An 18,776-nucleotide genomic window follows, 5' to 3' on the forward strand; every position below is an offset into this window, starting at 1 on the left:
CGATCAGGGCGGCGCGGCCCGCTTTGGTCACGCAGAAGCCGGGGTAGGCCGCCATTTGGGCGGATTTGACCTGACCGGCAGGCGACATCATGTATTGGATGAAGTCTTTGACCTGATCTGCTTTTTCGCTGCCTTTGCCGATGGAATAGCTTTCGGTGAACTGGATGCCGCCCTCTTTTGGGATTACGGATGCAACGGGTGCGCCGTCTTTTTCCAAAACGCCTGTGATCCAGTCGCCGATGCCAACCATGGCTTGCATTTCGCCGTTTTTCAGCCCGTTGAACGTGCCGCCGTAATCAAAGAACCCGCCGACCTGCTTGCGAAGGCCCATCGTGGTCTCTTGCACGGCGTCCCATTTGGCGTCGTCTAGATCCCAAAGGCTGGCGCCGTTGCCGTTGTACAGGCTCATCATGCCCAATGTTGGCAGATGCCAGTCAAAGTGGCCGACCTTGCCCTCCAGTTCGGGCTTCCAGAAACATTCGTAGCTTGTGGCTTCTTCTGCTGTCACAGAGTTTTTGTTGTAGGACACCCCCAAATGGCCGCCGCGCAGCATCATGGAATACATTTTTCCATCTGCCCAGTGGCCGGGGAACTGTTCAAAATCCTCGTGCAACATATCGTCCAGCGGGTAGTCCGCCGGATTCATTTCGTCGATGTAGCCGGCAAGATTCAACTGCTGCACAAATTCGCCGTCTGACAAAATCAGGTCATAGGTGCCGGGGGGTGATTGTGCGATCAGGGCCAACATGTTGTCACCGCCCGCGTAGTATTTCGGGACAAACTTGACGTTGTTGGCGGCCTCATATTCCGCGACCATGTCTGGTTCGCCGTGGCCGTACCATGCCAGCATGTTGATTTCTGTGGTGGCGGCCCAAGCGCGGCTGACAAACGGAGTTGTCAAAACGGCCGCCCCGCCTGCTTTCAGTAGTTGGCGGCGGGTTGGGGCGCTTAGAAATGATGATGATTTTGCGAGTGTCATGGTCGTCTCCCAGGTGTGGCGCCTTATCCAGAAGACGCTTCTTTTCGCTTTGCACATTCAGTGCGTTCAGTACGGATTAACTAAGACGCTATTGCAAGGGCTGCTCTATTGGAAGTTTATCGTTCCTATGCGTTTATAAGAATTTCTTATGCGAGTGCCTCTTTTAAGGTCATTTCGATCTCGTTTACGACAAGATGACCGCTTTGGCCTAACCGTGTCTGCCTGTAAAATACGCCGATGTGCAGCGGCTCCAAGTCGGGCAATCCGGTGTCGGGCGATAGTGTTTGCAAACCGTCCAGCATTGTCGGCCCGGTCAGGCAAGACACACCCAATCCGTCAACAACAGCCTGTTGCAGACTGCCAATACCCGGACTGGCAAAGGATATGCGCCACCGTCGCTTGGCCTCTTTCAACGCTTCTGTCATGCGGTCGCGATACACGCATCCATAGGGGTGGGCGACCAAAGGAAGTTCTTCGCGATCCGTAAACTCCACGCCATTCGCTGCAACCCAAACCGGTTGTTCAACCCAGTTGCGATGTAAAAACTGCTGATCCCCGCCGGGGTGCAGGCCGACGGCGATATCCAAATCGTCTTTTCGTATCCCCTCAATCAAATTGCGTGACAGGTCACACCGGATTTCTATCGTCATGTCGGGGTTCTGCTGCACAAAGCGGGTCATGCAAGATTGCAGCATGCGCACACCGAAATCGACAGGCAGGCCGATGCGCAGCCGTTTGGTATCGGCATCGTGGCCAAACTGGCTGATGGCCAAGTCATTGAGGCGCAAAATTTGACGGGCATGGACAATCAATGCGTCGCCACGTTCCGTCAGGCGCACACCGCGGCCTTTGCGCATGACCAAAGGTTGGCCAACAAGTTCTTCAAGACGTTTCATTTGCAAACTTATGGCAGGTTGCGTGCGGCCCAAAAGCGTTGCGGCGTGGGTGTAGCTTTCGACTTCGATCACGGTGACAAACGTGCGCAAAAGCTCTGTGGGAAGGTTCACTTGGCCCATGGCTCACCCATTTCAAAAACATATTCTTTCATTAGGAGTATAAATTTTTGTTATCTCAAAATCTATTCTAATTTGGCCACATGAACCGAAATCAATTCCATAAGCTGTTCAAAACGCCCGGTCCCGTTGTGTTGCCGGTCATCCATGTTCTGGACAGTGCCCGCACCAAACGAAACGTCGAAACCTTGTTGGAAGCGGGTGCCCAAGGCTGCTTTCTGATCAATCATGATTTTGCGCCAGAAAGGTTTTTGCCGATCATCCGCGACACGCGCGCGGCCTTTCCGTCGCTTTGGATGGCTGTGAATTTTCTGGGCGTAACAGGCAAGGATGCTTTCGCGGTCTTGGGGCAGTTGCAATCTGAAGGATGTCAGGTCGATGCCTATTGGGCAGATGACGCCTGTATCGATGAAGATGGCATCAACGCCGAAGCCAAGGACATTGAAGCGGCGCGCAAAAACAGCGGTTGGGACGGGCTGTATTTCGGAGGCACGGCTTTCAAAAAGCAACGCGAAGTGGCCCCTGACCGTTACGGCGATGCAGCCCGCGAAGCCTGTGCTTTTATGGATGTCATCACCACGTCCGGCGTGGCCACGGGCCAAGAAGCAGACCTTGGCAAAATCGAAACCTTCCGTGCGGCGATCGGTGATCGCCCTATGGCGCTGGCGTCCGGCATATCGCCCGACAACGCGCAGGCCTATGCCGACGTCGATTGCTTTATGGTCGCCACAGGCATCAACGAGGCCGGTAATTTTTACGACATTGATCCGACGCGATTGGCGGAATTGATGGCAATCACACGCACTCTGTCCAAAGGATCCGCACAATGACACTGCAAGACAAAGGCCCCCGCGACGATCGTTGGTATCTCAATATCATGGCGCCCAACACCAAGGGTGACAAATTTGCGTGGCTTGACCCCACTTCAATCTACATCAATGCGCAAGCTTTCAATGACTTGCTGGATGATCTTTTGGCGGACCTCAAGGCGGGTGAGGTTGAATGTGATGTTGTGGCAGGTTTGGACGCGATGGGTTTTGTGTTGGGCGCTGCTTTGGCGGCACGTCTTGGTGTCGGGTTCTTGCCGATCCGGAAGGCAGGAAAGCTATGTGTAGACACTGATAAAGTGTCCTTTGGCAACTATTCGGGCCGCACCCAAGATATGGAAATGCGCATGCCAGCCTATGGCCCCGGCACCCGTGTGCTGTTGGTCGATCAATGGGTCGAAACAGGTGGCACAATGGATGGTGCGATCCGCTTGGTTGAACGTCAAGGCGGCGTTGTGGCGGGTATGGTTGCTGTCGCCATCGAGGAAAACGAGCGCACCGATGGATACCGTGCCTCTTATCCGTGTGTGTCTGCTGTGATGCAGGGGTCGCGGTGGCAAACCGAATGCAACAGCCAGACGTTGTCCAGCTTCACAACTTACACGCCAGAGGCTGCGTTCCCCCAAACAAAACGCTAGCTTTTACAAGGGGGGCGACCTTTCGGGGGTGGTGCCACTACGGCGCATCCTCAAAGCTTTTCGGAAGAACCCTGCCCAGAATACCAATAAGATAGGCAGTGCTTATTCCAAAGGTAAGAAGGCCCGTGATCGCACAAAAGGTCGCAACAATACGCGCGTCTGCGCCCAGTACAATATCGCCATATCCCAAGGTGGTGTAGGTGACGGTCGCAAAATAGAAACTTGTTGGAAAATCCGGCAATGAACCGATCATCAGAAACACAAGGGCCCAAGTCCATATCTGGATGGTGTGGGCTGCCACCAGGATGCAAATGCCAAAAGTCAGAAACATCGCCGGTCTTAACCTTGGCCAATGATCTTTGGAAAGGCGTTGTGACAGGTGACCAAAATAGGGAATACTGGCGGCGATTGCTGCTGTGTGCACCAATGCGCTAAGCGCAAGCAGGATTGTCCCAAGCGAGATCTGCTGTATAATCCCCATAGATAAATCCCTGTTGTTCGGATGTTGATTGTTACAGTCAGTTAAATACACAGACGACGGGCAGGGGCAAACCCTTGCACAATACGTCAGTGAATGCGCACACCCTGTGCCACAATCATTTTCTGAACGGTTGGCAAGTCGATGTCGTGGAAGCCTACACCGGTTTTGACGGACCACGCGGCGGCCACTCCTGCACCTTGGCCTGCGACGGCGCAACACGCCATGTTGCGGGTGGCCGCGTGTGCAACCCGATCACCCCCCGTTGCGCGGCCCGCAACGATCAGGTTTTGCACACCCTTGGGCAGCATTGAACGGTAGGGGATGTGCATATAGCGCCCTGTGGTGGGAAGGATCAGGATGCCGTAGCCGTCGATAAATTCAGGGTAAATTCCGATGCTGTCGTCAAAACGGGCTTCGCCGCGCACGTCTGCTTCGGTCATATTGTAAACGGCGTCGATTTTTCGGGTGTCGCGGATGCCGATGGACATGCCAAAGTTACGCAAACGCACGTCTTGGCAGCCCGGCGTATAGTGACGCAGGCTTTCGATCGCATGCATGGCTTGCTTGCGGCCTTCGATCTCAAACCGGGTCATGCTGTCGGGGTCTGTGCCGTCGCAACCGGCAAGGTGGATCAGGTTCATATACGTCATTTCGCCGCTGTCATGCACCGCACCCCATGTGCCGCCAATCGTGTTCAGATGGGCAGGGATAACGCCGTCACGAATGGCCTGTTCAAAGGGCTTTCCCAGAAACGGAGAAAACATTGTGTCTTCCTTGCCGTCGGTCTCGACTTCCCATTCGCCTGTGGACCAGTCGCGGTAGGTTTGTGGGTCGGCTTTGACGCCTTCCATGAACTTGGCTTTGTTCACGCCAGCAAGGTGGAACATGACACTGGCGGCTTGCATGTCTTCCACGGGCGTTTTGACCGTTGCAGCCCCTGCGCGCTGCGCAATGTCCGCGTCCCCTGTGGCGTCAATCACGCGTTTGGCCAAGATCGCCTCGCGGCCCGATTTGGATTCGACAATGACCCCTGTGATCATGTCCCCGTCCACGATCGGTGCTACGAACTGGCGGTGCAACATCGGGTGAATGCCTGCCTCTTCCACCAGCGCGTCCGCCACCAGCTTGAACCCTTCGCTGTCCAACTCATAGCTTAAGGACTGGCTTTCGGGCACTGCCGCGCCCATGGCCTTGGCGCGCTCTTCGAACTCCCAACCAATACCACCCGCCTCAACGGTTTTGTCGTGACGGTACCACGCAAAGCCTTCGACACCGACGACGGTTATGTTGCCCCCGAAGCAGCCGAAGCGTTCCAGCAATGTGACTTCGACCCCGGCACGTGCAGCGGCCAATGCCGCAGCAAGTCCACCAGGGCCAGATCCTACCACAAGCACATCGGTTTCGTGGATTACAGGTGTTTGACGTGCGGGTTCGTGGATGGTGTGTGTGGACATGTTTGTCTTCCAAATTCGACGCAAGCGTAGGGCTACTTTTCTAAACCATCACCTGTCTAGTCAATTCTTGTAGCCTGAGGTGTTTCGACTTTACGCGAACAGGCTGTGGCAGCGTTTTGCAAACAACGGCCCACTACGATTGTCTCTGAACGCAAATTACAGTCTAAAGTGCATGGCCAATCGGTGCGAAAAACTATGCGCGAGATATTATATGAGACGACAGGCCCGCCAGCCCCGGAGCGGAAATGACGGTTGAGCCCACGCTATATTCTACCGTATCCCGGCCGTTCATCGAGGACTGGCTGCAAGCACTGCGCATGCTGTGCACGACCGCCCAATATATGTCTTTACTGGACCGTGCCGATCTGGCGTCTGGCACCGGTGATGAACAGGGACGTGTGACGCTGGATCAGATTGTCGGACTGTACCGTCTTGCAGCTGTCGAGACAGGCGACGAAATGATGGGGCTTTGGAGCCGCCCGATCCGGCCGCGCGCCTTACAACATCTGCTGACGTCGGTGCGCGAAGCGACGACACTGGCCTCTGCGTTGTACCGGTTTTCGACCTTCTGGAATTTGCTGTTGGATGATCACCAGTTCACACTGAACGAAATGGACGGCGTTTTGACGTTGGCGCTGCACCGACAAAGCGATGCACCGTCGCAACGGTTCGGGCATATGCTGATCCTGAAGCTGGCCCATGGGTTGTTGTCGTGGCTGGCACGTCAGGAAGTTCCTGTGAAAGAGGTCGGTTTCGCCTTCAAGCGTCCCGACTTTGCGCCGGACTATGCCATCATCTTCCCCGCACCCGTGCTGTTCGACTGCGCCCAAACGTCGATCTCTTTTGATCCGGGCAAGTTGGGGAATGTGCAGGTGCGCAGCACTGCCGATCTGGATATCTTTTTGGAAAACGCGCCGCGCGACTGGATTTTCACACAATCGCGCAGCCACACACAATCTTTGAGGGTGCGCAGCTATTTGGGCCGTGTCGGGTGGCAAGATGCGAACCTGACACATGCGGCGCACGCGATGCACATGACCCCGCGCACATTGATCCGCAAACTGGATGCGGATGGCACGTCGTTTCAGGGCATCAAGGACGCTCTGCGCCGCGACATTGCCATTGATGATTTGCGCAAGGGGGACAAAAGCGTTGAGGCCATTGCCCTTGATGTCGGGTTTTCTTCTTCCGCGAATTTCCATCGTGCGTTTCGTCGCTGGACGGGAAATACCCCAAGCTCATACCGCCGAAAAATGACCTGAGCGCGTCTAGGGCGGTATTCGCGCAAATTTGTCACTTTCGGACAACTCAATGTCACCTCATGAGATTGAGGAACAGGTGATCGGGCGTTTATTTCTAAAAAACAACAGAAAACCTCTTTCCATTTTCTGAAGCCGTCAATGTCCTCTTGCCACCTGTGGCGGGAACGGACAGTTCATGCCATCAACCAGGAGGCCCCCATGCCGCAAGACCTGCAAACCATCCTATCCGCCGCACACGATCACGCCACGGCTATGATTGCCCCAAATGTTGACGCTTGGAATGCGGCGGGGCAATGGCCACGCGATGCGTCTGATGCTGCAGGCGCTGCAGGTCTGACTGGGCTGTACGCCCCCGAGGAATGGGGTGGACAAGGTTTGCCCCTGTCAGAAGGCATTCAGGTGTATGAACAGCTTGGCCTTGGCGATGGCGCGTATGCTTTTGCCATTTCAATGCACAACATCTGCACGTTTGCAGGCTGCGGGTACGGCACGGACGCGTTTAAGGAAAAATGGGCGCGGGATCTGACGTCGGGACGCAAATTGGCAAACTTTGCCCTGACAGAACCGCAGTCAGGGTCCGATCCAATGCAAATGTACACCCGCGCCAAGATCAATGACGATGGCACATGGACGATCAGCGGATCGAAAGCATGGGTAAGCCTTGCGGGCGAAGCAGATCTGTATTTCACCGTGGTCAAAACAAGCGATGCGGCCGGATACAAAGATATGGCGATGATTGCGATCCCTGCAGATGCCAAGGGCGTCAGCTTTGGGCCGCGATACGACACGCCGTCCTATAATTTTCTGCCAATGTCAGAGATGTATTTGGACAATGTTGTGGTCAGCGCAGACAATATCATTCTGCCGGTCGGGCAGGGCTTTCAGGGGTCGCTGATGGCCATCGATATCGCGCGTGTTTCTATCGCGTCTGGCTGTTGCGGATTGATGCAGACTGCCCTTGACACGGCGCTGGCCTATTCGAAAAACCGGAAGATGTTTGGCGGCAAGAACCTTGATCTGGACGGCATCCAATGGATGTTGGGTGAAGTTGCAACCGACCTTGAAGCGTCGAAACTGTTGTACCGCAAAGCGGCAGAAGCCCTTGGCACGCCGGAAGGCCCGCTGATGGCTGCACATGCAAAACGGTTTGTGCCTGACGCAGCCGTGAAGGCGGCCAACACCTGCACCCAGGTTCTGGGGGGTATGGGGTTGTTGCAACCTTACGGGTTGGACCGCCTGTCGCGCTTGGCCCAGATGTTGCGGATTGTGGATGGCACCACGGAAATCAGCCGTGTCGTCATCGGACGTGCCTTGCAAAAGCGCGCAGCTACGTTGGCTGATTTACCGGTGCCACAGGGATTTCAGGAAAAAGCGGCCCCCGCTGTTGCCGCTGAATAAAGCCAAGCCTTGAACCGACCGCCAAAGGGTGGTCGGTTCTTTGCCTTAAAATATCGGTTGTGACGGGAATTTAGGGTGAGGAGCTTAAGGCAAGTCACGGCACATTTAACACATGAGTTCAGACGGTCCCTTCATATCAAAAATTTTACGTGTAATCTGTATTATGTAATTTATATGGTTTTTGACTTATTTACGTAACGTACCCTTCTTGAAATCGCATTGTGATCTGTCGGGTTCGCTGTTTAGCTTCAGCCCATTGGACTTTGGGAGGAGCACCATGGATTTTTTGCAGCTGATTATCAGCGGCCTGGCCAATGGCTGTGTCTATGGGCTGATCGCCTTGGGCTTCGTGCTGATTTACAAAGCCACAGAGGCTGTGAATTTCGCGCAAGGTGATTTCATGATGCTGGGTGCATTTGTGTGTATCGGCTTTACCAACCACGAATATATGGGGCTGAACTTTTGGTTGGCGGTGCCCTTATCGATCCTTGTGATGGGCGTCTTCGGGTATCTGTTCAACTGGGGCATCCTGCGCCACATGTTTGGTCAATCGCAAACGTCGATTGTGATCCTGACCATCGCCATGGGGTTCATCATCCGCTTCTTCGCCGGTTCCATCTGGAGTCATGAACCCACATCCCTTGAAACCCCATACGCGGGTCAGGACATCCGTAGTGGCGGGGTCGTTTTGGGCATCGACGAGGTTTTGATCGTTGTTGTCACGGGCATCTTGACGGTTCTGTTTTATCTGTTTTTCTCACGCAGTCGCATTGGACTTGCCATGCAGGCCGCGTCCCAAAACCAGCTGGCCGCCTATTACATGGGCATCCCCGTGAAACGCATTCACAGCCTTGTCTGGGGCTTGTCGGGTATGGTCGCTGCTGTCGCGGGTATCCTGTTTGCATCCAAGGGCGCGATTGATCCATCCACAGGCCTTTTGGGCATCAAGGCCTTTGCGGCGGCTGCCATCGGCGGGTTCGGGTCCCTGCCCGGCGCTTTGCTGGGTGGCTTGATCATCGGGCTGGTCGAACCCTTAGCCTCGCGCTTTGGTCCCCCCGGCGTCAGTCAGATCGCGCCATATGCGATTTTGCTTTTGATCCTCATCTTCCGCCCCGGCGGCATCTTTTCTCAGACGCAAAGAAAGAAGGTGTAAGATGCGCTTTGTCTTCAAAACGTCTTATGATGCGGACATCCGCCTGTTCAAACATCGCGCCCAAGCTGTCTGGTATGCTTTGCTTTTGCTGCTTGTGCTGGCTACGCCGCTGTATTTTGTGGCCATCGGCGACGCCTATCTTCTGGGTGAAATCACCGGTGTCCTGATTTTGGCCATCGCAGGCATGGGGCTGATGCTGCTGACCGGCCACACTGGATTGCCAAGCCTTGGCCACGCCACCTTCATGGCCATCGGCTGCTATGCAAACATCAACTTGTTGGGCGCAGGGGTGCCTTGGGTCATCGCCTTTCCTGTGTCCGGTTTGATCGCTGGCATCTTAGGCACGATGATCGCCCTGCCTGTTTTGCGCTTACACGGTGTGTATCTGGCGCTGGCCACTTTGGCTGTTTCCATCCTGACCAGCGACTTTGTTGTCATACTGGAGCCATGGACCGGCGGTATCGCGGGTGCAGCCGTGCCAGATATCAATATCTTCGGCATGGAAGTGAACCGTTATTCAACACCTTACAAATTCTACTATCTGGTGTTGTTCGTGGCCATCTTGATCGTTTGGTTCTACCGCAACCTTTTGCGCACACCGACGGGGCGCAGCTTTACGGCGGTGCGCGACAGCGAAATCTCGGCACGGGCCATGGGCATCAACCTGACGCGCACCAAGGCCACATCGTTCTTTCTATCCGCGACGGCTGCGGGATTGGCGGGGGCCTTGTTCGGACATTCCGCGGGCTACGTCACCAACGAAACCTTCGATCTGGTTATGTCGATCACGCTGCTGCTGATGATCGTCATCGGGGGGTTGGGCTTTATCCATGGTGCGTTTTTCGGGGCGATTGTCGTGGGCATCATCCCTGTGGCCATCGCCAACGGGCGGTCCTTTTTGGCGACGACCTTCGATGTGAACATCAACATTCCAGGTCTGGAAAGCGCGTTGTTCGCCTTTATCCTGATCTGCTTTATCCTGTTTGAACCCATGGGGCTTTACGGACGATGGTTAAAAATACGAACCTATTTTGAGCTGTTCCCCTTCTACCGCAAAGACATGTTCAAACGTCAGAAATCCTACCTCAAGACGGACCGTGTACAATGAGCTTGCTTGAGATTGAAAACGTCACCCTGCGCTTTGGCGGACTGGTGGCTGTCGACAACGTATCGCTGAACGTCAATGAGGGCGAAGTCTTTGCCCTTGTCGGTCCCAACGGGGCAGGCAAATCGACAATCTTCAACTTGATTTCGCGGTTCTACGACCCGGCCGAGGGGCGCATCACCTTTGATGGGAATGACCTGCTGACCCGCACATCGGATCAAGTGCCCAGCTTTGGCATCGCCCGCACATTCCAGAACATCGAACTGTTTGAACAGGCCAGCGTGTTGCAAAACCTGTTGGTGGGTCGTCACAGGCACCGGCAAACCGGCATGCTGTCCAACATCGTCTTTTCGCCCAAAGCGCACCGCGAAGAACTGCGTCACCGTGCAGCCGTGGAAGAAGTCATCGACTTTTTGAACCTGCAAGCCTACCGCGACAAGATGATTGGCGGCCTGCCCTACGGCGTGCGTAAAGTGGTCGAACTGGGCCGTGCCTTGGCGTCAGAACCCAAGCTTTTGTTGCTGGACGAACCCGCGTCGGGCCTGTCCGTCGAGGAAACCCAAGACATGGCCTTTTGGATCGAAGACATCCAGACGCAAATGGGTATTTCTGTGATGATGGTCGAACACGACATGGGGTTGGTGTCTGCGGTGTCGAACCGCGTCATGGCCCTGTCGGATGGCAAGGAACTGGCAACCGGTACCGCCGCGGAAGTGCAATCGCACCCCGCCGTGATCGAGGCCTATCTGGGCACCGGCGAAATCTCCAAAACAGGGACATCGCGCGCATGACCAACGACAGCACATCCTCAAACGTCGTTTTGCAAATCGACAACCTTGAAAGCTATTATGGCCCCATCATGGCCATTCGCGGCGTCAGCCTGAAGGTCCACGAAGGCCAGATCGTCACCGTTCTGGGGGCCAATGGCGCGGGCAAAACGACCCTGTTGAAAACCATCTCGGGTGTCATGGATCCCGAAAAAGGCAGTGTCCAGATGGAGGGCACGCCCATCCACGCGATGGAACCCGACGACATCGTGCGCCGCGGCATCGTGCACGTTCCCGAAGGCCGCGAGATCTTTCCGCTGATGACTGTGGCCGAGAACATCGCCATGGGCGCCTACACGCGAAAAGATCGCGGCAACATCGCGCGGGACGAGGAAATGGTATATTCCTATTTCCCCGTCCTTAAAGACCGTCGCGCCCAACGCGCAGGCACCCTGTCTGGCGGGCAACAGCAGATGTTGGCCATCGGTCGCGGATTGATGTCGCAGCCCAAATTGATGCTTCTGGACGAACCGTCGCTGGGTCTGTCCCCGCTTCTGACGCAGGAGATTTTTGAAATCATCGTGCGCCTGAATCGCGAACAAAAAGTCACGATGATGCTGGTGGAACAAAACGCCAAAGTGGCGTTGGATGCCGCTGACTATGGCTACGTGATGGAGCTTGGGCGCATTGTGATGGACGACAAGGCCGAGGTTCTCGCCGCGTCCAAGGACATTCAGGAATTCTATCTTGGCGTCAGTCAGGATGAAAACCAGCGCGGACAACGCCGCTGGAAACAACGCAAAACGTGGAGATAGCCCAATGACCGACACGCTTCCCCCACAGCAAACCCTGCATGGGCTGACAATCAATGCGGATCTGTCGCAGGGTCCTTTCTATATTGACGGGCAAGACACCACGCCCAAGCTGTTTCGCGCCCGCTGCAAGGAACACGGCACACGCACCGCGCACCGTGAAAAGACATTTGGCGTATGGCGATCCCATTCGTGGACGGACTATTTTGAACGGGCCAAACACCTTGGCCTTGGTCTGGTGTCGCTTGGGTTGAAGCGCGGCGAAGTCGTGTCGATCCTGTCCGAGGATAATAAGGAATGGATGTACACCGACATGGGTGTGCAGTCTGTGGGCGGCATTTGTTCAGGCATCTACACCACCGATTCCGCGTCACAGCTGGAATATCTGGTCAACAACTCTGACAGCCGGTTTCTGATTGTAGAAAACGACGAACAGCTGGACAAATTCCTGCAAGTGCGTGACGCGATGCCGGGGCTGCTGAAAGTCATCGTGATTGAACGCGACGGGCTGCACGGATTTGAAGATCCGCAGATCATCTTTTTGGATGAGCTATACGAGATTGGCAAAACCTACGACGCTGCCAACCCGACGGCCTTTGATATCTCAATCGACGCCACAAAACCCGATGATACGGCGATCTTGGTCTACACATCAGGCACCACGGGCAAGCCCAAAGGCGCAATGATCAGCCACGGCAACCTGATCTTTTCGGTGTCTGCTGGCCTGCGGGACGGCCCCGTCTTTGATACCGACGATCAGCTTTGCTTTTTGCCGCTGTGTCACATTCTGGAACGGGTGTTTTCGGTCAACGGGCCGATTGCAGCCGCCTCGACCATCAACTTTGCAGAAAGCCCCGAGACGATCTTTGACAACCTGCAAGAGGTCAGCCCGCAAACGTTTGTAGCTGTGCCTCGCCTTTGGGAAAAGATTTACAGCCAGGTGTCGATCCGCATCGGGGACGCCACAGGTCTGCAAAAATGGGCCTACGCCAAGGCCTTGGCAGCTGGCAACGCCCGTGCCGATAGCATCGCAGAAGGCAAAACACCGTCGTTTGGTACCAAGCTGTCCTACCAGTTCTGGAACTTTGCAGTGCTGCAGAACCTGCGCCGCATGATCGGCATGGACCGCTTGCGGCGCGGCGGTTCGGGTGCGGCGCCAATTTCACCGGACTTGCTGCGGTGGTATCAGTCCATCGGCGTGCCTGTGCTGGAAGGCTACGGGATGACCGAAAGCTCTGGTGTGATTTCGATCAACAACCTGACCTCTAACAAGGTCGGCACTGTGGGCGCAGCCCTGCCCGGCGCAAACATCCGCATATCCCCAGAGGGCGAAGTCCAATACAGCGCAGGCAACGTGTTCCAAGGCTATTGGAAGAACCCTGAAAAGACGGCGGAAACCTTCACCGAAGACGGCTGGTTGCGCACAGGCGACGTGGGTTTTCTGGACAACGAAGGGTTCTTGAAAATCACCGGACGGATGAAAGACATCATCATCACCGCCGGCGGCAAGAACATCACCCCCGCCGAGATCGAAAACAAGATGAAGTTCTCGCCTTATGTGTCGGACGTGGTGGTGATCGGCGACAAACGCAAATTCCTGACCTGCCTTGTGATGATCGACCAGGAAAACGTCGAGAAATTCGCACAGGACCGTCGGGTGCCATTTTCCAACTACGCATCCTTGTGTGCAGCCAGCGAAGTGCAGGACCTGATCCGCGACACCATCACGGAAGTGAACAAGGATTTCGCACGGGTCGAACAGATCAAGGATTTCCGCCTGATCGACGTGCTTCTGACCGCCGACGACGACGAACTGACACCCACGATGAAGCTGAAACGCAGCTTTGTGGAAACGAAACATGCGGGGCTGATCGGCCAGATGTATTGACATCGGGGCCTGAGGCTTTTCACATCAAAATTATAAAAAGGGAGAAGACACATGAAACATACAACAAAACTGGTGGCCGCCGCCGTCGCAGCCACAATCGCTGCCGGTCCAGCGATGGCAGAACAAGGCATCACAGACACCGAAGTCCTTATCGGGTCCAACCAGGATTTGTCCGGCCCGTTTGCAGCCTTCGGCGCACCCGCCGTCAAAGCGGCACAGCTGGTGTTTGATGAAGTCAACGAAGCTGGCGGCGTTCACGGACGCAAAATCCGCTTTATCGTGGAAGATCACGCCTATCAAATGCCCAAAGCTATCCAAGGCATGAACAAGCTGGTCAACGGCGACAAAGTCTTTGCAATGCTGTTGTCCTTGGGCACGCCGATGAACATCGCAGCCTTCAAACTGCAAGACGCCAAAAACGTGCCAAACGTGTCGCCCCTGTCTGCGGCCCGACAAATGGCAGAACCGTTTTCACCACTGCACTACGCAGGCACCGCGACATACTACGAACAAATCCGCGTTGGTGTGACGTATCTGGCTGAACAAAAGAACGTCAGCAACATCTGTGCGATGTACCTGCCAACCGACTTCGGCAAAGACATCAAAGAAGGCGCAGAAAGCATTTCCGCTGAAACAGACGGGCTGAACTTTGTCTCTGAAACAACGCACAAGCCGGACGATGCGGACTTTGTGGGCGCGTTGCAAAAGCTGAACGCCGATGGATGCGAAATCGTGGCATTGGCCTTGGGTGTGCGTCAGGCGATCACTGTGTCCGGCACAGCGAAAAAGCTGGGTTTGACCAACATGTCCTTCCTGAACTCCTCTGCGGGCTTCCACACAGTTATGGCCAAAGTGCCGGGCGGCGTCACCGAAGGCATGTATGCAGCCTCTGGTTGGGCTGATCTGTTGTCGCGTATGGACAAGCCTGAAGTGCAAAAGTTCTTCAAGCGTTTCACAGACGCGACAGGCGAAGCATTGCCGGGCTCCGGCGCATTGCTGGGCCACTCTGCTGCAGAAACAATGATCCGTGCTTTGGAAGCGGCAGGCCCTGATCTGAACGCCAAATCCTTTCAAGCCGGCATCGAAAGTTTGAACTACGAAGATGTCGTATCGGGCAACACAGTGACATATTCCGCGACAGACCACCAAGGCGCGGATGAAGTTGTGATTTCTGTCATAAAAGACGGCAACTGGATGGAAATCGCGCGCAAATAAGGCGCTTGGTTCCAGTAAAAAATCGAAAAGCGGGTCGTATCATCGGCCCGCTTTTTTTATTGCGATCCGCCTTATTCCGCAGCTGTCTGTGCAGATGGCATTTCGACAGGTGTCAGGCTGACGGGCAATCCGTTGAACGCCGCATTTCCTGTCAAAACATCGACACGTTGGTCATCGGTCAAATCATTAATCGAGGCTGTGAGGGTTTGTGTGGCCGCTGACAATTGCCCCCCGCCCTGACCCCACCCTTGCGGGATCGAAACAACACCGGGGGCCATGTCGTCTGTCACTTCTGCTGGCACCACAATATGCCCGACGCGGGACGCAACATGCACCTGTGCGCCGTCGGCAATGCCCAAGTCACCCGCATCTTGCGGATTGATTTGCACGGTACACCGATTGCGCCCCTTCACCAGACGCGGCGCGTTCTGCGTCCATGAATTGTGACTGCGCACTTGCCGGCGTCCAATCATAACATAGGGGCGATCCGTTGGCGTCTCGTGCGCCAAAAGGCGCGGCAGATCAGCGACAAATACGTCCGGGCACAAGTTCAATCGCCCATCAGGGGTCTGCAAGCGCGGTGCCAAACATGGCAAAAGCGGGCCAAGATCAAGTGACCCTTCGTGATCCTTCAACACATCCACCGACACGGCCTGTGCATGAAACCCACGCGACAACGCATGATCCAATTGCTCGGACGGTGACGGGCCAAGGTCGCGGCCACCCGTCAAAGCATTTCCAAGGCGTGCAAAGATTTCCCATTCCGGAATCATACCTTTAGGGCGATCAAACAACGCGTCTGCGTAATTTGCTGTGTTGCGCACTGCAAATGAATGGAACACCGTATCGTAAACCGGTTCTTCAAGGGCAACAGTGCCCGGCAAAATCAGGTCGGCGTGTTGCGTTGTATCATTGATATGGATGTCCACGGACACCATGAAGTCCAACGCCTTCAAGGCCTTTTCAATGCGCCGCCCATTCGGGGCCGTCAGCACAGGATTGCCCGCAACAGTGATCATTCCCTTGATTTGACCAGCACCGGGGGTTTCCATTTCCTCTGCCAACACGGCGCTTGGAAATTCCCCGTTATAAAGCGGCAAACCAGAAACACGGCTGCGTTTTTCGGGGTAGGTGCGTGGGGCACCTTTGCGCCGCGTCAATCCCACGTTGTCAAAGGCCGGGGTCGTAAACATCGCCCCCCCCAACGCATCAAAATTTCCGGTGATGATGTTCAAGGCGTTTGTCGCCCATTGGCACAGACCACCATATGATTGCGTCGACGCGCCCATACGCGAATAACACACAGCACGTTCCGCACCTGTGAAATCGGCCGCAAGTTTATGAATTGTGGTTGCGTCAATGCCAGTGTGGCTGGCTGCCAGCTCAGGCGTGAACGGCTGCACGGCATCCCGCAACGCCTCGACCCCGTTGGTCACACCCTCCAGTGCACCAAGATCCACTGCATTTTGTGCAAAGACCTCGTGGATCAAAGCAAGGATCAAAAACGCATCTGTTTCAGGCCGGATAAAGTGGTGTTCAGCGGCGCGGCGTGCTGTTTCTGTGCGGCGTGGATCAATCACGACCATACGGCCTCCGCGCGCTTGCAAATCATCGATGCGCCCGGGAAAGTCCGGTGCCGTCATCATGGATCCGTTGGACACCACAGGGTTCCCGCCAATCACCAGCAGGTAATCCGTGCGATCCAGATCAGGGATCGGCATCAGCATCGGATGGCCAAGCATATGAATAGAGGCAACATGATGCGGAATCTGGTCAGAGGTCGCAGATGAATAACGTTGCGTTGTGCCGATGGCTTTTATCAGCCGTGGCAACGTCATCAGGTTTGCAAATTTATGGGCGTTGGGATTGCCAAGATATGCCCCGAACCCGTCTTTGCCATGCACATCCTGCACCGAACGTATGCCATGGGCCGCGTAGTCAATCGCCTCATCCCAATCGACAGGCTCCCATTCCTGCCCCCGCTTGCGTAAAGGCGTTGTGACCCGGTCAGGGTCGGTGCGAAAATCCTGCAACGCGACAGCTTTCGGGCAAATATGGCCCCGCGACAACGGATCTTCTTTGTGCGGTTTGATGCTAAGAACCTGATCGCCTTCGTGTTCGATCACAAGGCCACACATCGCTTCGCAGATATTGCACGTCCGGTAATGTCGCTGCATAGCGCGTATCCTGTACTTTGGGTCAAGGTCCTTAAAGACGACGCGATTTGCGGAATCCATGCAAGGTTTGCGATGATTTACGTGACGTCCTGCTTTGACGGAAAACAAGGCTGACAGCCGCGCAGACGACATTCGCACAAAGCGTCATGGAACCATCTGATGCGCATCACGTTGTGTCCCCGACAGCGCCCGGCACCCTGCCTGGACATTCTAAATTGAAGGTTCTCATGACACATATCTCAACCATCAATCCCGCGACCGAAACGATCATCGCCCAATACGATCTGATGGGCAAAGACACGGCCTTTGAAAAGATCGAAGCCGCCCACACAGCTTTCAAAACATGGAAGCTGAAAAGCCACGCAGACCGTGCACCTTACCTGCGCGACATCGCGGCGGCATTGCGCGACAACTCTGCTGAATTGGCACAGCTCATGACCGACGAAACAGGCAAACTGTTGCGTGACGGTGCAACAGAAGTCGAACTTTGTGCACAGATTTTCGAATACACCGCCGAACATGGCCCGGATCATCTGGCGGATGAAGAGCGCACGCACAGCGGCGGCGACAAGCGCGGGATCGTCACCTATGCGCCCATCGGTGTGATTTACAGCATCCAACCATGGAATTTCCCGATATACCAACCCGCCCGCGTGCTGGCCGCCAATCTGATGGCAGGCAACGCCGTCATCCTGAAACACGCCGAAATTTGCACCGGCAGTGGCCTGATGTTGCAAGACATCTGCCGCGAGGCGGGTCTGCCAGAAGGTCTGTTCGAGGTGGTGATCATTGACCACGACACCTCTGACGAGGTGATTGCCCATGACAAGATCCGCGCGGTCACAATGACAGGCAGTGACGCCGCTGGACGCACCATCGGTGAGACGGCAACAAAACATTTGAAAAAGACAGTTCTCGAACTGGGATCAAACGACGCCTATCTGGTGCTGGAAGATGCCGACGTCGAGTTGGCGGTGAAAACCTGCGTGCAGGGGCGGTTGTACAACAACGGACAAACCTGCGTGTCAGCGAAACGCTTTGTCGTCACGGATGCTGTGTATGATGCGTTTGTCACAGCCTTTGTTGACCAAATGAAGTCTATCAAGATGGGCGATCCAACCGAAGACGACACGCAACTGGGACCTTTGTCCAGTCAGGACCAGTTCGACACAATCGAAAAGCAGGTAAAGGACAGCTTGAAAAACGGCGCAACCCTGTTGTGTGGCGGCAATCCCGACGACCGCAAAGGCGCATACTATCCGGCGACGGTGCTGGGTGACTGCAAACCGGGTGCCCCTGCCTATGACGACGAAATATTCGGGCCTGTGGCATCCATCATCAAAGCCAAAGACGATGAAGACGCTATGCGGATTGCCAATGACAGCCGCTATGGCTTGGGTGGGGGTATCTTCACAAAAGACGAAGACAAAGCGATCCGGCTGGCACGCGATCACTTCGACACAGGCATGGTGCGCATCAATTCATTTGGCGCCGCAGACCCGAACATGCCCTTTGGAGGCGTCAAAAATTCAGGCTTTGGCCGTGAACACGGCGGCTTTGGCATGATGGAATTTGTCAACGCAAAGGCAATCTATTTGCCCTGATCT

At 55.2% G+C, this 18,776-nt stretch carries 16 protein-coding genes; 11 read left to right on the forward strand and 5 right to left on the reverse strand.

The annotated features are described in order from the left end of the window. Positions 1-979: ABC transporter substrate-binding protein (locus ASD8599_RS19720; protein WP_108830500.1), on the reverse strand; the 979-nt coding region annotated here is incomplete at its 3' end. Between the two features lie 146 nt (positions 980-1,125). Beyond that, on the reverse strand, positions 1,126-1,995 hold the full coding sequence (locus tag ASD8599_RS19725; protein ID WP_108830501.1) for a LysR family transcriptional regulator: 870 nt from the start codon (positions 1,993-1,995) through the stop codon (positions 1,126-1,128). Between the two features lie 80 nt (positions 1,996-2,075). On the opposite strand from ASD8599_RS19725, the gene ASD8599_RS19730 reads away from it, so the two are divergent. Both ASD8599_RS19730 and ASD8599_RS19735 read left to right on the forward strand, forming a co-directional pair. Continuing rightward, on the forward strand, positions 2,076-2,822 hold the full coding sequence (locus ASD8599_RS19730; protein ID WP_108830502.1) for a BtpA/SgcQ family protein: 747 nt from the start codon (positions 2,076-2,078) through the stop codon (positions 2,820-2,822). After that, positions 2,819-3,457, forward strand: a complete 639-nt coding sequence (locus ASD8599_RS19735; RefSeq protein WP_108830503.1) for a phosphoribosyltransferase family protein — start codon at positions 2,819-2,821, stop codon at positions 3,455-3,457. The genes ASD8599_RS19730 and ASD8599_RS19735 overlap by 4 nt, the downstream gene beginning before the upstream one ends. Positions 3,458-3,494: 37 nt before the next feature. On the opposite strand, the gene ASD8599_RS19740 is transcribed toward ASD8599_RS19735, so the two are convergent. Both ASD8599_RS19740 and ASD8599_RS19745 read right to left on the reverse strand, forming a co-directional pair. Next, positions 3,495-3,938, reverse strand: a complete 444-nt coding sequence (locus ASD8599_RS19740) for a potassium channel family protein (protein WP_108830504.1) — start codon at positions 3,936-3,938, stop codon at positions 3,495-3,497. 86 nt (positions 3,939-4,024) lie between these two features. After that, complete coding sequence (locus ASD8599_RS19745) at positions 4,025-5,392, reverse strand: FAD-dependent oxidoreductase (RefSeq protein WP_108830505.1); 1,368 nt, start codon at positions 5,390-5,392, stop codon at positions 4,025-4,027. A gap of 245 nt (positions 5,393-5,637) precedes the next feature. On the opposite strand from ASD8599_RS19745, the gene ASD8599_RS19750 reads away from it, so the two are divergent. The 8 genes from ASD8599_RS19750 (at position 5,638) to ASD8599_RS19785 (ending at position 14,992) form a co-directional block, all read left to right on the forward strand. Then, complete coding sequence (locus tag ASD8599_RS19750) at positions 5,638-6,654, forward strand: AraC family transcriptional regulator (protein WP_108830506.1); 1,017 nt, start codon at positions 5,638-5,640, stop codon at positions 6,652-6,654. Between the two features lie 198 nt (positions 6,655-6,852). After that, a complete protein-coding gene (locus tag ASD8599_RS19755; protein WP_108830507.1) occupies positions 6,853-8,052 on the forward strand; it encodes an acyl-CoA dehydrogenase family protein in 1,200 nt (399 codons plus the stop codon). A gap of 277 nt (positions 8,053-8,329) precedes the next feature. Then, the gene (locus ASD8599_RS19760) at positions 8,330-9,205 is read left to right on the forward strand and encodes a branched-chain amino acid ABC transporter permease (protein ID WP_108830508.1); all 876 of its coding nucleotides are present in this window, start codon (positions 8,330-8,332) and stop codon (positions 9,203-9,205) included. A gap of 1 nt (position 9,206) precedes the next feature. Beyond that, complete coding sequence (locus ASD8599_RS19765) at positions 9,207-10,313, forward strand: branched-chain amino acid ABC transporter permease (RefSeq protein ID WP_108830509.1); 1,107 nt, start codon at positions 9,207-9,209, stop codon at positions 10,311-10,313. After that, complete coding sequence (locus tag ASD8599_RS19770) at positions 10,310-11,101, forward strand: ABC transporter ATP-binding protein (RefSeq protein WP_108830510.1); 792 nt, start codon at positions 10,310-10,312, stop codon at positions 11,099-11,101. The genes ASD8599_RS19765 and ASD8599_RS19770 overlap by 4 nt, the downstream gene beginning before the upstream one ends. Then, positions 11,098-11,892, forward strand: coding sequence for an ABC transporter ATP-binding protein (locus tag ASD8599_RS19775; RefSeq protein WP_108830511.1), 795 nt, complete (start codon positions 11,098-11,100; stop codon positions 11,890-11,892). The genes ASD8599_RS19770 and ASD8599_RS19775 overlap by 4 nt, the downstream gene beginning before the upstream one ends. 4 nt (positions 11,893-11,896) lie before the next feature. Continuing rightward, complete coding sequence (locus ASD8599_RS19780) at positions 11,897-13,777, forward strand: AMP-dependent synthetase/ligase (protein WP_108830535.1); 1,881 nt, start codon at positions 11,897-11,899, stop codon at positions 13,775-13,777. 51 nt (positions 13,778-13,828) lie between these two features. Next, positions 13,829-14,992, forward strand: a complete 1,164-nt coding sequence (locus ASD8599_RS19785) for an ABC transporter substrate-binding protein (protein ID WP_108830512.1) — start codon at positions 13,829-13,831, stop codon at positions 14,990-14,992. 71 nt (positions 14,993-15,063) lie between these two features. On the opposite strand, the gene ASD8599_RS19790 is transcribed toward ASD8599_RS19785, so the two are convergent. Next, positions 15,064-17,169, reverse strand: coding sequence for a molybdopterin-dependent oxidoreductase (locus ASD8599_RS19790; RefSeq protein ID WP_108830513.1), 2,106 nt, complete (start codon positions 17,167-17,169; stop codon positions 15,064-15,066). Positions 17,170-17,396: 227 nt separating this feature from the next. Between ASD8599_RS19790 and ASD8599_RS19795 the strand changes: the two genes are divergently transcribed. After that, positions 17,397-18,773 carry an NAD-dependent succinate-semialdehyde dehydrogenase gene (locus ASD8599_RS19795; protein ID WP_108830536.1) on the forward strand — a complete coding sequence of 459 codons (1,377 nt, stop codon included), beginning with the start codon at positions 17,397-17,399 and terminating at the stop codon, positions 18,771-18,773. Positions 18,774-18,776: the final 3 nt, after the last annotated feature.

This window comes from Ascidiaceihabitans donghaensis (assembly GCF_900302465.1).
GTDB lineage: Bacteria > Pseudomonadota > Alphaproteobacteria > Rhodobacterales > Rhodobacteraceae > Ascidiaceihabitans > Ascidiaceihabitans donghaensis.